13 protein-coding genes are annotated in these 14,249 nt (G+C 48.0%); all 13 read right to left on the bottom strand.

All coding sequences use genetic code 11. The features are described from left to right. Positions 1 to 8: 8 nt before the first annotated feature. Positions 9 to 1,601, bottom strand: coding sequence for a type 2 periplasmic-binding domain-containing protein (locus tag EYB31_RS12570; RefSeq protein WP_131013684.1), 1,593 nt, complete (start codon positions 1,599 to 1,601; stop codon positions 9 to 11). Between the two features lie 40 nt (positions 1,602 to 1,641). Then, positions 1,642 to 2,508 (bottom strand): carbohydrate ABC transporter permease, encoded by an 867-nt coding sequence (locus EYB31_RS12565; protein WP_131013683.1) that lies wholly within the window; start codon positions 2,506 to 2,508, stop codon positions 1,642 to 1,644. Further along, positions 2,502 to 3,392 (bottom strand): ABC transporter permease, encoded by an 891-nt coding sequence (locus EYB31_RS12560; RefSeq protein WP_240762371.1) that lies wholly within the window; start codon positions 3,390 to 3,392, stop codon positions 2,502 to 2,504. Before EYB31_RS12560 ends, EYB31_RS12565 begins: the two co-directional genes overlap by 7 nt. A gap of 143 nt (positions 3,393 to 3,535) precedes the next feature. Then, complete coding sequence (locus EYB31_RS12555) at positions 3,536 to 4,585, bottom strand: GntR family transcriptional regulator (RefSeq protein ID WP_131013681.1); 1,050 nt, start codon at positions 4,583 to 4,585, stop codon at positions 3,536 to 3,538. 207 nt (positions 4,586 to 4,792) lie between these two features. Next, positions 4,793 to 6,016 (bottom strand): MFS transporter, encoded by a 1,224-nt coding sequence (locus EYB31_RS12550; protein ID WP_131013680.1) that lies wholly within the window; start codon positions 6,014 to 6,016, stop codon positions 4,793 to 4,795. A gap of 44 nt (positions 6,017 to 6,060) precedes the next feature. Continuing rightward, complete coding sequence (locus EYB31_RS12545) at positions 6,061 to 7,059, bottom strand: ROK family protein (RefSeq protein ID WP_131013679.1); 999 nt, start codon at positions 7,057 to 7,059, stop codon at positions 6,061 to 6,063. A gap of 216 nt (positions 7,060 to 7,275) precedes the next feature. Then, positions 7,276 to 7,686: a VOC family protein gene (locus EYB31_RS12540; RefSeq protein ID WP_131013678.1), complete on the bottom strand. Its 411-nt coding sequence runs from the start codon at positions 7,684 to 7,686 to the stop codon at positions 7,276 to 7,278. A 35-nt stretch (positions 7,687 to 7,721) separates the two neighbouring features. Next, positions 7,722 to 9,122 (bottom strand): mandelate racemase/muconate lactonizing enzyme family protein, encoded by a 1,401-nt coding sequence (locus EYB31_RS12535; RefSeq protein ID WP_131013677.1) that lies wholly within the window; start codon positions 9,120 to 9,122, stop codon positions 7,722 to 7,724. Positions 9,123 to 9,143: 21 nt separating this feature from the next. Further along, entirely contained in the window at positions 9,144 to 10,292 is a 1,149-nt protein-coding gene (locus EYB31_RS12530; RefSeq protein WP_131013676.1) for a Gfo/Idh/MocA family protein, read from the bottom strand. Between the two features lie 42 nt (positions 10,293 to 10,334). After that, positions 10,335 to 11,048: an SDR family NAD(P)-dependent oxidoreductase gene (locus EYB31_RS12525; protein WP_131013675.1), complete on the bottom strand. Its 714-nt coding sequence runs from the start codon at positions 11,046 to 11,048 to the stop codon at positions 10,335 to 10,337. A gap of 37 nt (positions 11,049 to 11,085) precedes the next feature. Continuing rightward, positions 11,086 to 11,928, bottom strand: coding sequence for a carbohydrate ABC transporter permease (locus tag EYB31_RS12520; protein ID WP_131013674.1), 843 nt, complete (start codon positions 11,926 to 11,928; stop codon positions 11,086 to 11,088). Then, positions 11,928 to 12,809: a carbohydrate ABC transporter permease gene (locus tag EYB31_RS12515; protein WP_131013673.1), complete on the bottom strand. Its 882-nt coding sequence runs from the start codon at positions 12,807 to 12,809 to the stop codon at positions 11,928 to 11,930. The genes EYB31_RS12520 and EYB31_RS12515 overlap by 1 nt, the downstream gene beginning before the upstream one ends. A gap of 120 nt (positions 12,810 to 12,929) precedes the next feature. Continuing rightward, complete coding sequence (locus EYB31_RS12510; protein ID WP_165452380.1) at positions 12,930 to 14,198, bottom strand: ABC transporter substrate-binding protein; 1,269 nt, start codon at positions 14,196 to 14,198, stop codon at positions 12,930 to 12,932. Between the last annotated feature and the right edge of the window lie 51 nt (positions 14,199 to 14,249).

Here is a 14,249-nt window from a genome sequence, read left to right as displayed (position 1 = left end):
ACCTCCCGTTATTTCTTTTGATCGTACAGCGTTTGGTATTCGGCCAAAATATCGGTCAAACCCGCCTTATTGACGGAATCGACATATTTATCCCACGCAGCATCGATGTCCACCTTACCGGTAATCGCATTGACGTAAAACTCGTCGACCAGCTTAAATACGTCTTCGCCTTTATTTTTCAGCGCCTTGTTGGTGCTGCTGACCGGGAAATCTTTGCCGTTGAACGTTTTCGGCTGTTCCATCGACATGCTATGTACGACTTTGTCCCGCTCGGTCATCGTTTTGCTCATCCAGTCGATTGTAATTGGCATAAGCCCCCACGTTTGCGCGATGCCTTCTTTGGTAATGATTTCGGCGTTCAGCTTCGGCGACACGGTCATTTTACCGCCGGATTCGACGGTGTAATCCGTTCCTTCCACGCCGTAATAAACCCGTTTGTACAGCTCCCAGTCGCTGGCGAGCGCTTCTTTGATTTCCATCATTTTATTCACTACCTGAGCGGAGGCGTCTTTGCCGAAATAGACCGCGCCGTCTGCCCGAAGTGATGGAAAATCGACAAACGAACCGACGAGACCATCCGGTCCTTTAAACGGCGGCAGGAACATAAAGTCGGCGGTTTTGTTTTTCGCTTCGACCATCGCCAGAACACCGCTTTCTCCGCGCACGGAATCGGCCCAGAACGCATTGTCGGCGAGCACCCCAAACTTGCCTTGGCTCCATTTGTCCCGCTGCTTCGTCCGGTCGTCAGTGACAAATTCCGGATCGATATAACCGGCCTTATACCATTTGCTGATCAGCTTCAGCGCTTCTTTATATTTGGGCAAAATGCTCGTGTAGGTGATTTTACCGTTTTGCAGCGTGAATGTTTTGGGCATGAGGCCATAGGCGCCCCACACATAATTGAAATGGTAACGCTGCCCGCCGTGGATGCCGTACGTATCGTTTTTGCCGTTTTTATCAGGGTCGTTCAGGGTGAACGCCTTCAGCAGCTGCTCAAACTCATCCAGGTTGGTCGGAGCTTTCTCGATCCCGACATTTTTCATCCAATCTTTGCGTGCAATCATCACGCCGCTTTCCATCACCGGACCATGAGTGAACGGAATCGAATACAACTTGCCGTTGTACGTGATCAGCCGTTTGGTCAACTCGGGATTACCGACGAGACTGTCGATTTTTTTCATCCAGGTCGGCATCCGTTTGTACAACTCGTCTGTGTTCAGTTCCTTGATCAAACCCTGATCAATCATATCGTTTAATTCGGTGCGTGCCATAATGACATCCGCTTTGCCCCCTTGGGCCCAAAAAAGGTTAAACTTCTCCGGGCTGCCCGAATCAACCGGCAGAACATTAAATTTCACATTAAACTTTTGTTCGAGAAATTTCTGTGTCTCCGTGCCGTTAACCGGCGCAAATCCGGCCTGCGGGTATGCAACAATATCGATCTTCACCAGAGCTGCCGGATCGTTCTTCTGCTCGGGTGTCTTCTGGGTAGACGCTGCACTGTCCGCATTGCAGGCCGAAAGTACAAGCACGCCGGTCATCATCAGCGCCAGACTGCATACGGCAGTTTGTTTGGACCTATTCCTATTCCCCTTTTTCATACATTTGCCTCCAACTTGTCATTATTGAAGCAATGCAAGATTAACCTTTCACTGAGCCAACCATGATGCCTTTTGTGAAATGCTTTTGCAAAAACGGGTAAATACAAATGATCGGCAGGATGGCGACCATAATCGTAGCCGCCTTGATCGTTGCGCCGGTCGTCGCCGCCACGGTCGACTGCATGATGCTTGTTTCGGCCTGCGTATCGATGAGCAGCCTGCGCAATACAAGCTGCAAAACGATATTTTTCTCGCCATTCGTATAGACAAGGGCGTCAAACCACGCATTCCAATGGTATACCGCAGTCCATATTGTAATAACCGAGATGATCGGCAGGGAAACCGGAAACATCACAAGAAACACGATTTTCAGCGGATGCGCGCCGTCGACCATCGCCGCCTCCTCCAGCTCCTTGTTGATCGACGCTACGTAATTGCGGGTAATGATGATGTTCCAGGCCGAGGTCATCACCGGTAAAATCAGAGCGAAGACGGAGCCGACCAGCCCGTAGCTTTTCATCACCAGAAAGGTCGGGACCAGCCCGCCGTGGAAAAACATCGTCAACACGATAAAAAACGTAATGATTCTGCGATAAGGCAGCGTTTCCCGGGATAATGCATAAGCGGCGCAATAAGTGACGACAACGGTCAGACAAGTTCCGACAACTGTACGGAACAGTGTGTTGGCATATCCGATGTAAATGCTGCTTGTAGCAAACACGACCTTGTAAGCATCCAGCGTTACTTTACCTGGCAGCAGCTTGACGCCAAGGGCGGAAGCGTATTCCGGCGCGGAGAAAGAAAGTACAAGCGTCTGCCAAAACGGATAAAAAAACAAGATGGCGGCCATCGCCATAATCACGATGTTAACAGCATCAAAAATTGTCCATCTGCGCCTTGTCACCATAACTTATATTCACCGCCCCTTACCCGGCTTGTGACGAGATTGGCCAATACGACCAAAATGAAGCCAACCGTGTTTTTAAACAAACCAACCGCCGTCGTATAATCGTATTCCATCTTGACCAGTCCGATCCGGTACACGTAGGTGTCGATAATATCGGCAACCTTATACACCGATGGATTATACAGGTTAAAAATTTGATCGAACCCCGCATTCATAATGCCGCCCAGCTGAAAAATAAACATGATCACGATTGTCGGTAAAATCGACGGCAGCGTGATTTTGCCGATCATATCCCATCTGGACGCCCCGTCGATCGACGCCGATTCGTATTGGTCCGGATTAATGCCGGCGATGGCGGATAAATAAATGATGCTCCCCCACCCGACCGACTGCCAGATGTCGGTCACGATCAGTACGCCGCGAAAGTAGTTGGGATCGGCCAGGAAGTAGACCGGCTCGCCTCCAAGCAGCTTGATCACATAGTTGACGACGCCTCGCGTCGGCGACAGCAGCTCTTGAATGATGCCGCCAAGCACGACCCAGGAGATGAAATGCGGCAAATACGAAATCGTCTGCACCGTCCGCTTGATGCCGGTTCCCCGAATCTCGTTTAAGAGCAGGGCAAACACAACCGGAGCAATGAAAACAAAGATCAGCCGGTACAAGCTGATACGAATCGTATTGCTCAAAATTTCGTAAAAGGAAGCGCTGTCAAAAAGCCGTCTGAAATGCTCAAGTCCTGCCCACTCGCTGCCGAAAATGCCTTTGGCGATCGAGTAATTTTTAAATGCCAGCACCACCCCCGCCATCGGCACATAATGGAACAGCACGAAATAAATGAGCGCCGGCATCAATAGAAGAAAGTAATATCTGTGCTTCCACATGTTGATGAGCGAGCCGTTTCGTTTCCTCCGTGCTGTCGCGCTAGCCGCCGAAACCATATCGGACTCCTTTCTTTTTCCATATTATTTGCAAATTGCCGTTATTGCTCGGCAACATCCAAATCGGACAGATAGATCGCTTCCGCTTACGTCTCCCGAATGACCAGATCGGGGATAAAATTTTTGACGATTCGCTCGGGAGGCATCGTGCCTTCAATCCGCGCAATCGCCGTTTGCACCGCATTCACGCCGATATGCTCCACCGGAAACCGGATCGACGTAAGCGGCGGCGCGAAATAATGCGAGACGACGTCGTTGATGCCGACAATCGAAAGCTGCTCGGGAAATTGCTTGCTAGTGCCGCGAATAACGCCCTGCAGCGAACATAATGTATGATCGGGCCCGATAATCGCATCGACCTCGTGAATGATTGAACCTAATATATTGCCGATCCGCTCAATATTATCGTCGTATTCGAGCAAATATTTCGGATTGATCTGCAGGTTATATTGCTGGGCGGCGAACTCTAGGCCGGCGAGCTCCTCATCGATGAACTTCTGACTGTCGTGTTTGATTAAGCAAATGTTCTTTTTGCCGATCGAGTTCAAATAGGTAACGGCCTTCTGAATGCCTTTGCTTAAATCCATGGAGAAATATTCGGCATTGACGCCTTCGATATTGCGGATAATAAACACAAGCGGAATCGTGTCCCCTAGCAGCCGGTTCAAATATTCGACTTCGCTTGGACCGGGCGTATAAAACTTGGGCGGAATGGCGATAATCGCCTTGACTCCGCTCTCCACCAGCCTTGCGATCGTATTCTCGAACACCTTGTAGTTCTGGGACGTATCGTGGAGCGACAGAAAATAACCGGGTTTCATGTTTCTTTGGATATGACCGAGAATTTCGGTATCTACTCTCAGCGGGGACTGCGAATCGAAAAATAAAGCCGCAATTTGCTTTGGCTCCGTCTTTGGTTCCAGCACAAACGCCCCTTTGCCCGCCTCCGTGCGGATCAGCCCTTCGCTGGCTAATGTCGCGAGTACGGTAACGACGGTGCTTTTGTTGACGTTGTACATCGTGGATAAATCCCGGACGGACGGAAGTTTCTCCCCTATGGCATATTTGTTTGATTCCAGCTCCTGCTTCAAAATGTCGTGCAAATATTTAGCCTTCTGGGTCGAGCCGATATTCATGCTTATGTATCACTCACTTTCTAACTGTACCATACAGTTATCATAGCGTACGGATCTGTAAAGTGTCAATACAAATTTATCCAGTCAAAAAGGCAGAAAACCTTTTGACATCAAGGTTCTGCCGCTTTTGCATGCGCACGACAGGCACATTGCAGCAAAAAAACAGCTGCGAATTTCACTTCGCAGCTGCCGCAGTTCTCTTACGATCTATTTTTCCTTGCTGTATTTCGCTAGATTGTTCATGATGTAATTTACTTTCTCCACGCTGAACATCATAAACAAAACAAACGCAAGCGCAATATAAGGGAATACGGCTATGCTGGTTTGTGTGGCGAGCAAGCCAAAAAGCGGAGGCAGAAATGTGGTGCCCGTGTATGCTACTGCCATCTGATATCCCATTAATTTTGCGGCATGTTCCCGTCCAAAACGTGAAGGTGTTTCATGAAGCAGCCCGGGGAAAATCGGGGCAAGCCCAAGTCCGATAAAAATGAGACCCGTAAGCATAAACGAAGGATGAGGGAGCAGCAGCATGACCCCGCCGGCGACGGCAACCATTTGCCCGCCCCGGATTAACACACGGTTGTGGACTTTCAGGGTAATAAAACCGGTTATGAACCTTCCCATCGTGATGCCGCCGTAATATAAAGATATCCACCAGGCAGCCGTCTCGGCTGTTATATTTCTTGCGCTGACCAGATAGCTGGCGCCCCATAATCCGACAGTGGATTCAACTCCGCAATAAAACAAAAATGCGATGAGTGTTGGCTTAACTCCCTTTATCTGGAGCACATTAACCTTAAAGCTGCCTTCGGGCTGCATCTTCTCGGATCCGGAATAGTCTTCTGCAACCTCATCATTGCGGCGTTCGGCTTCCTTGATTGCGGCGATACGTTTCCATAAAGGGAGAGTAACAAATAATATCACCGCTAGCGTGAACTGGATGATCGATACCGTCCAATATCCATCTCTCCATGAGTGATGTTCGGCAATAAAATAAGACATAATAATCGGGCCCATCGTTGCCCCTACACCCCAAAAGCAGTGCAGCCAATTCATGTGGTGGGCCTTGTAGTTTTCAGCCACATAATGATTAAGCGCAGCGTCAATGGCACCTCCGCCCAGCCCTAGAGGAATCGCCAAAAACACAAGCCAGAGCAGCGAAGGCGACATCGAAAATCCAAGCAGCGCTCCTGCAGTCAGACAGCAGCTGATCAGCGTGATCTTCCCCGTTCCCATTCGCTGAACCAAACTTCCGCTTGCCAGACTGGATACGATCGTTCCTGCAGCGACAATCATCGATAATATCCCCGCGAAGCCAAAAGAAGCATTCATATCCGGCCGCATCACGGGCCATGCCGATCCAAGCAGAGAATCCGGAATGCCCAGGCTAATAAAAGCCAAATAAATAATAGCTAAAAACAGGGTAGCCATGTTACACCTCGTTCTACGGTCTTTAACTGCATAGGTTTATTTCTCTAGCGGAATTCCGTAATCATCAGATTCAAAGCCAGATGCTGCAAGCCGGTCAAATAATCATGTTTCCAATTGCTCATCATAAGAATAGGCAAATGTTCTTGCGGAATATATGCCGCGCTGCGCTCTGCAATCTTTGCCAGAAGCGCTTCATCCACCTCGTCATCGCAAAAAACGACTGCGCGTGGGTTAAGGATCGCAGCGAATGTGGCAATTAAACGGGCGACGGCATCGATCCGGTTGTCGCCGGTTAAGATACCCCGGCGATCGCCCTCTTCCAGCTGCAGCGCCTGCAGGAAAGATTGCCGCTCGTTTTGGGGTACGAAAGAAATTTCACCCGAGAACGATGTGCTGCCCCTCACGACATCGCCATTGATCATAATGCCGGAACCCGGCCCGTTCTGGCCAAAATACAAATAAACGAGCGATTCATTCTCCAGCTCGAAGTTGGACGCATAACCAAGCACCGATGCGTTCATATCATTTTCGACCACAACCGGGATTTGGAATCGGCCTTCGAACTCCCCTTTTAAATCATAGTCAAGGAATTGCTGGTATGGCGGGATATAAATAATTTTTCCATTGTTAACGGCGCCGGGCACTCCGATCGCGATCGATCGAAGCCTCGGATATTTCTCAATCAGCGTCTCAATAAGGTCTGCCAGCAGCTGCACATCTTGCTGTAGAACGCTTGGTTGGGTCCCCTGCTCTTTGACCTCGCCGATACAATTAAATATCGAATAATTTGTCTCGTTTTTCTCGATAAAAATAGCAAGCCCCAGCATATATTCCGGGTCATAGGTATAACGCTTCGCCCTTCTGCCCCCGCTGGAATCGTCATCGCCTGTATAACGGATCTCTCCGTCCTGCTCCATCTGGGCCATAAATTTGCTGATCGTCGGGAAACTGATCCCTAACCGCTGGCTGAGCTCCGCTTTTGTGGCGCTTCCCATCATGATGAGACCTGCGCGGATACGATAAATGAGTGGTAGATTCGTCATGCAGATCCAAGCCTTTCTTCAAAATATGCGGCGAACTTATTAAATCAATTTAATAAGTCTTGATTATCTTAGCAGAAGTTACATGTAACGGCAACCTTTTTCTGGATATGTTCCGGCCGCAATAACTCTTTTTCGGAATGCAAAAAGCTTGAACGGCATCCGCTCAAGCTCTTCAGCAATATAACTCAATGACAGAGTGTTCTCTGTTACAATTTTTTAAAATTGTGACTGGGGAGATTCCGGGCTCAGCTGCATAAATTCGATGCGATTGCCGTCGGGGTCTCTGACCCAGCACTGCCAGTTTGTATCTTTGCCCATTTTCGGCTCGACATCAAGAGCAACTCCTTTGCTTCTTAAATGCTGCGCAATCTCCTGGATGTCGTTTACTTCCAAGCACAAGTGATTATAGCCCTTCACGACCTTGGTGTCGTTGTCGGCTCCCTGCTTGCCGCCGTAAAACAGCTCGATAAACTGCTTGTCAACGACTTTCAGATAGATGATCCATGGCTCGTCTTTATCGTTCTTTAATTCGAATACTTGCTGAAATCCAAGAATGTCTCTGTAAAAATGAAGCGATTGTTCCATATCCAATACGTTATATGCCGTATGACCGATCCGTTTATACATTTTCCATAACCTCCGGATTATATAATAAGTTCAAATTAACTGAACAAGCGATCGTTGGAGTACTCCGAATTCCAATGCTCGGTGGAAGCCCACATGTCGGGAAATCCCGGCATTAAGTGATCTTTAATTACTTCATCGTTGATGTCGTCGAATCCAAGGCCGGGTTTATCGGTCAGATGAATAAAACCGTTTTTGATCACGTCGCCGCCAAAACCTGTTATAATATCGTTCCACCAAGGAACATCCGGCGCGTTAAATTCGGTTGCGATGAAATTTTCGGTCGCAACGCCCATATGAGCAGTAGCCAGCGCCGCAACCGGCGTTTCGCACATATGCATGGCCATCGCTATGTTATGGCGCTGGGCCAAGTCGCCGATCTTTTTGGTCTCATAAATGCCGGAGGAGCAAATGTCAGGATGGATGATCGGCACCGCTTTATTGAAAATCAGAGGTTCAAAGCTTTCCAATGTGGTCAGATCTTCACCCGTTGCCAATGGAGTGGACGTTAACTGTCTTAAGCGGACATATTCCTCCGTGTATGTGCATGGGAGCATATCTTCAGCCCACAATAAATTGTATTTTTCCAACCGGCGCAGCAAACGTACGGCGTCTTCAAAATGAAGATAACCGAGATGATCAATCGCCAGCGGCATTTTATAACCAAGCACTTCCCGCATATGTGCGACTTCTTCTTCATACCTGTCCAGACCACGTTCGGTCATCCGGAACATCGTATACGGAGATTGGGTATTGACGATATCATAAGCCCTGTTGCGTTTCTGAAATTCCGGACCGTATGGCGTATGACGGCGGTTTTTAATGAAATCGAAGTTGTATTGGCCCGCCTGGCGGAGCTCCTCTACATAGTTGCCGGGTGCGGAAATCAGTTCTTCGTCCGGATAAAGCGCCTGAAGGCTTTCGACTCCCAGAACCGCTTTGACCATCGTATATCCGCCTTCATCGGCAAACTTTTTGAGCCGTCTTCCCATCGAATAGCCGTCGCCTTGAAGCCCCGGCGTATTGACCCCCAGATCACAGTATACACGAGCCGCATCGCGGAATTTGCCGCCAAGCATCTGATATACGGGAACGCCATAGGCCTTGCCTGCGAGGTCCCAAAGCGCAATTTCGATACCTGCGGCGCCGCCCGCTTGTCTCCCTGTTCCCATGAACTGCTTGATTCGGCGAAACAGCTTGTCTACATTACATGGATTTTCACCCAGCAAACGGCCTTTCAGCATCGCTGCGTAGGTGCGGCTTCCGAAGTCGCGCAGCTCCCCGATTCCGGTGATACCCTGATTGGTATATATTTTGACGAGCGTGCAATGCATGGGCGCACCGGCTAAATCCACAAATCGCATGTCGGTTATTTTAAGCTCGGACGGTCTTGAATTTGTATTTACATGCTGTAACGCCGTTTCGAAACTATCTGACATTAAAAGGTCCTCCGTTCGCAATTACCTTATGTATTCCCAAGTTAAAGTGTCGATCGATTTGCTTACTGCATCAAGCACTTTATTGCACATCCAGCCGTCGTAAAAATTCGGCTGAATTTGATCTTTCGTTATTATGGCCTGAATAAAATCGGCAAACTGATTCACAAACGTGTTCTGGTAACCAAGCGCATGACCTGGCGGCCACCAGGCATGAATATACGGATGAACCTCTTCCGTTGCCAAGATCGTCCTGAACCCTTGCACTTCAAGATCGTCATCTTTGGACCAGTATTCCAGCTCATTCATTCGTTCAAAGTTAAACGCCAAAGTTCCTTTACTGCCGTTGATTTCGATTCGCTCGTGATTTTTCCTTCCGCTAGCCATCCGCGACGCTTCAAACGTGCCTAACGCGCCATGATTGAATTTCGCTAGAAACGATGTGGTATCGTCGACAGTCACATCATCAAGCTGGATCGGCGAGGCCGACCGGTGCTGGTTCTCATCAGCCAACTTTGGCCGCTTCGTTACAAACGTTTTTTCCATCCCTATGACTTGGCTTATATCGCCGACTAAATATCTGGCCAAATCGATCAGATGCGCATTCAAATCTCCATGCGGTCCGGAGCCTGCGATCCGTTTATCCAATCTCCAGCTCATCGGCGCATGTTCATCCGACAGCCAATCCTGAAGATAAACTCCGCGAAAATGGTAAATATCCCCGATTTTTCCGTCATCGATTAGCTTTTTCGCCAGCGCGATGGCGGGCACTCTGCGATAGTTGTGGCCTATCATATGAATGACACCCGAAGCATTTGCGGCTTCCCACATTTCCTTTGCTTCCGCAGCATTCATTCCGAGCGGCTTTTCGCATAAAATATGCTTTCCGGCTTTTGCGGCGGCAATTGCGATCTCCTTGTGCGAAGACGTCGGTGTAGCAATGCAGACAAGATCGATGTCGTCTCTGCCGATTACTTCTTTCCAATCGGTTGCATATTCCTGCCACCCAAATTCTTCAGCCGCTTTGCGCAGCAAGCTTTCCGTACGCCCAACGATGACCTTTTTAACAGGTTTGACTTGATGCTGGAAAAAAAACGCGGCATTTCCTATAGCATAGCTGTGAGCTTTTCCCATAAAATTGTATCCGATTAAAGCAACGTTTAACTCGCGCATGATCTCATTCCTTTTGTTTTGCGTATGAAAGGCGGGCTTTTGTCATAATGGCATCGGTTTGCCCAAATGATTGATAAATGCGATCTTGCTTGTGATCGTCACTTTTTTGTCGATGATATTTAGGACGCCTCTGGCCGTATCCAGCGGTTCTGCGGGAGCATCTTCTCCCCCCATGTCCGTTTTCATCCAGCCGGGATGCACGGCATACACTTCAATGCCCCGATCCTTCACATAATGACGCAGCCGTTCCGAGAACATATTTAATGCCGTTTTGGACATACTGTATGCATAATTTGTACTGAAAGCGTTGATGATTGTGCCTGCTTCCGAAGAGATATTAATGATGGTCTGATCGCTGCCCTTATAAATAAGCGGCAATAATTGCTGAATGATGTACATAGGACCAAATGTATTGATTTCGAAGCTCATGCGGAGCTGGTCAAAATCAAGCTCTTCCAGCGTTTTTTCTTTCTCCAGCAGAACTGCGGCATTATTGATGACGCAGTCCAGAGCAGGAGTTAAGTTACCGAGCTCTTCGGCAGCACGGCGAATCGAACTCATGTCGGCTGCATCCAGCTCCACTTTGCGAATCTGGCCGGGATATTTCCGCTCCAGCTCGTCCAGCAGCGGGGACGGTGCAGCAAGAGAGCGGACACCCGCGTAAACCATATGTCCGCGGCTTACAGCTTCTAAAGTTAATTGGTAACCTAAGCCGCGATTAGCCCCGGTAATCAGTATATGTTTGGATTCAGCCATTTTTGACAACCCCCTAATTTCCTGATTAAAAAAATGATCAGCCTTTCACCGAACCGTCCGATAAACCTTTGACAAAAAACTTGTTGCACAACAGGAAGACTAACAAGACAGGAACTGAAACCACCATCGAAGCGCCCATCATCGCTCCCCAGTCGATCACAAACTCCCCGCTAAAGTTGTTGATGGCAATCGGGAGTGTGCGGACGGTATCCGAGTTGGTCAGGTTCAGCGCAAATAAAAATTCTTCCCAAATATTTAAGAAGGCGTATACGCTAACTGCGATAATGCCAGGCAGCGAAACCGGAAGAATAATGCGGACAAGCGCGCCCAGATTGCTGCAGCCGTCGATTTTGGCAGCTTCTTCTAATTCTTTGGGAATGGTCTCAAGAAACGAGCGAAGCATAATGACCGACATGGGAACTGTAATGGCCAAATCGGCAATAATAAGCGACAAATACGTATCGGTCAGATGGATTTTGCTGAAAACCATGTATAATGGGATGATAATAACGACACCCGGCATCATTTGTCCGTATAATAACCCCGATGACAACAGCCGCGATCCTCTGAATTTATATCTTGAAAATCCGTAACCCGCAAGAATCGCCACCACCAATGTCAAAGCCGTAGCGCAAATCGTGACAATAACGCTGTTCAGAAATGCCCGCGGAATTTGACTTTCGAATATCACTCGGGAATAGTTTGCGATCGTAGGGTTTTCGACAATGAGTCTGGGAGGGATCGTAAAGTTTTCGCTTGACGTTTTAATGGAAGTAATAAACATCCACAACGCAGGAAACAAACTGAAGATAACGAGCACGAGTAAAAACAGGTAACTGAACAGCATTCTTGTTTTGAGACCGCCTGTTTTCTGGTTCATTATCTCTTTTCCCCTCCTTTCATAACAAATTTCATATAAATCACACTGAGCACGGCGGTGATAATAAATAACACGACGCTGGCCGCTCCGGCCATGCCAAAATCGTAATTTTGGAATGCGGTTTTATAGATGAACATCGATAATACTTGTGTACTGTTAGCAGGGCCGCCGCCGGTCAGAACGAAAATAAACGTAAAGGCGTTTAATGTCCAGATGATGAGCAGCAGGATGATCGTATAACATGTTGAAGCCACATGAGGCACCGTGACGGTAAAAAATTCTTTAATTCCGGTAGCTCCGTCCACTTTGGCGGCATCCTTCAGCTCGTTGGGCACGGATTGCAGCGACGCTTCGATCATCAGCATGACAAGCGGGAACATCTTCCATACATTCACGATTACCGCGGAGAGCATCGCGTAACGTTCGTCGGCCACCCAATTGATGCCGGATGTTGCAATGCCCATTGCCTTCAGGGCATAGTTGATATAGCCAAAATCAGGATGGTAAAGCCATTTCCATATGTTCACGCTGATAACGCTGGGCAGTACCCAAGGGATCATGAGCAGGATACGGATCAACCATTTCATTTTGATAAAATCTTGGTTAATGATTACCGCCGCCATAAATCCAACAAGGAATTGGAATGTGACGCTGGAAACGGTCCAAATAAAAGTATGATGGATCGAAGACAAAAACTCGGGATTATGAAACAATTCGACATATTGAGTTAACCCGACAAACTTCCATTCATCGCTGTAAATATCGGTCTTATTAAATCCCACCACAAAGGTATAAATGAGGGGGAAAACCATGACACAGGCAATCGCTAAAACGGCCGGCAAAACATAAAATAATCCGGGGTTGCGGCTTAGCTTATTCATACGTTAATGTGTGCACCTCTTTCGTTCCGCTCGGGTCTGATTTTCTTTGAGCGAGGGGTCTCCTCTTGCAGAAGTTGTGCCTGAAGCGCATATTTCCGCAAAAGGAGACTGAAGCTGAAGTTATTTTTTGCTAAGCAGCTCGTCGATGGCCTTTGACGCCAGGTTCATCGCATCTTCTGTTGTTGATTTTCCGCTTAATGCCGTTTGCAAGTTGTCAAAAATGATTTGTTTGATTTGATTCCATTGAGGAATTTGCGGCAGCGGCTGCGCGTAAACCAGTGCATCCAGCAGCGGTTTGACAAGCGGATCCTGGTATTTCGGGTTATTAGCCGCCGATTTTCTGGACGAGAAAGTTACGCTATATTCTGCGGAAATATCCGGTTGGGAAATAAATTGAATAAACTTCCACGCAGCTTCCTGATTTTTACTTGCTGTGGTCACACCGACCGCCCAGCCTCCCAGAATGGTTTTTCTGTCTTTATTGGCAGGTACCATAGCGACACCTAACTGGGCGTTAGCATTGGCTTGTTTGATAGGATCGATATCGTAAATGCCTGACATGTACATGCCCACCTTGTCATTAGCGAACAAGTTGCGGTTGGCGATATTGTCATTTTGCAGCATGCTGTTGGGAACAACTTTATATTTCGTGAACAGCTCTACATAAAGCTTGGCCATTTCCATTGCCGCCGGTTCCGTCAGCGCCGACTTCGTGTTGTCTTTATTCAGAACGCTGCCTCCGTTGGATTGAATCATGTTGAAGAGCTGCGTTGTTACGTTGCCGACGTTAGTTCCCGGAAGCGCGATGCCGAAAGTGTCGCCTTTCGTTAATTTCTGCGTTTGCTCGAGCACCTGATTCCAGTTTTCAGGCCCTTTTTTCGAGTCGATCCCGGCAGCGTCAAATAACTTTTTGTTATAAATCAGCCCATGTGTTTCCGAACGGTAAGGCAACGCATACATCTTGTCGTTCACCTTGGTTACCGAGATCGCGCCGTCATAAAAATCTTTCAGGTCTACATTGTCTTTTTTAATATAGTCATCCAAAGCTACCAATCCGCCCGTTGCGGCAAACGGGGTGACCCAGTCGACAGCCATATCCATCAAATCCGGACCGTTTTTTTGTTTTAAGGCAAGCAAATATTTATCGGACATCCCGGCATCAGGGAAAGTTTGAACTTTGATTTTGATATTCGGGTATTTTTCCTCGAATTTTTTCACGATAGCCGGCGTATTTGTGTTAAATGCGCCGTCCCAATACGTTAATTCAACTGGCTTATCCGAACTGGCGGCGCCGCCGGACGTGCTGTTTCCCCCTGTACATCCCGTTAACGATGTTCCTACTAAAATTGCGGTGATTAATGAAGCGCTGGTTTTTACTGCACTTGGCATATCCATTCTCCCTCCATGATGTGTGGATCTGATTGTCACATATGTAAAGCG

Source organism: Paenibacillus thalictri (assembly GCF_004307995.1).
Taxonomy (GTDB): domain Bacteria; phylum Bacillota; class Bacilli; order Paenibacillales; family NBRC-103111; genus Paenibacillus_AF; species Paenibacillus_AF thalictri.
The sequence above is the reverse complement of the archived record's forward strand: the minus strand, read 5'-3'. Positions and strand labels throughout refer to the sequence as shown.

What these genes read in the sequence shown, in the direction of transcription:
- EYB31_RS12510 (WP_165452380.1), bottom strand. Translation starts at nt 14,198, where the DNA reads ATGCCAAGTGCAGTAAAAACCAGCGCTTCATTAATCACCGCAATTTTA.
- EYB31_RS12535 (WP_131013677.1), bottom strand. Translation starts at nt 9,122, where the DNA reads ATGTCAGATAGTTTCGAAACGGCGTTACAGCATGTAAATACAAATTCA.
- EYB31_RS12525 (WP_131013675.1), bottom strand. Translation starts at nt 11,048, where the DNA reads ATGGCTGAATCCAAACATATACTGATTACCGGGGCTAATCGCGGCTTA.
- EYB31_RS12570 (WP_131013684.1), bottom strand. Translation starts at nt 1,601, where the DNA reads ATGAAAAAGGGGAATAGGAATAGGTCCAAACAAACTGCCGTATGCAGT.
- EYB31_RS12545 (WP_131013679.1), bottom strand. Translation starts at nt 7,059, where the DNA reads ATGACGAATCTACCACTCATTTATCGTATCCGCGCAGGTCTCATCATG.
- EYB31_RS12530 (WP_131013676.1), bottom strand. Translation starts at nt 10,292, where the DNA reads ATGCGCGAGTTAAACGTTGCTTTAATCGGATACAATTTTATGGGAAAA.
- EYB31_RS12520 (WP_131013674.1), bottom strand. Translation starts at nt 11,928, where the DNA reads ATGAACCAGAAAACAGGCGGTCTCAAAACAAGAATGCTGTTCAGTTAC.
- EYB31_RS12540 (WP_131013678.1), bottom strand. Translation starts at nt 7,686, where the DNA reads ATGTATAAACGGATCGGTCATACGGCATATAACGTATTGGATATGGAA.
- EYB31_RS12565 (WP_131013683.1), bottom strand. Translation starts at nt 2,508, where the DNA reads ATGGTGACAAGGCGCAGATGGACAATTTTTGATGCTGTTAACATCGTG.
- EYB31_RS12515 (WP_131013673.1), bottom strand. Translation starts at nt 12,809, where the DNA reads ATGAATAAGCTAAGCCGCAACCCCGGATTATTTTATGTTTTGCCGGCC.
- EYB31_RS12555 (WP_131013681.1), bottom strand. Translation starts at nt 4,585, where the DNA reads ATGAATATCGGCTCGACCCAGAAGGCTAAATATTTGCACGACATTTTG.
- EYB31_RS12550 (WP_131013680.1), bottom strand. Translation starts at nt 6,016, where the DNA reads ATGGCTACCCTGTTTTTAGCTATTATTTATTTGGCTTTTATTAGCCTG.
- EYB31_RS12560 (WP_240762371.1), bottom strand. Translation starts at nt 3,392, where the DNA reads ATGTGGAAGCACAGATATTACTTTCTTCTATTGATGCCGGCGCTCATT.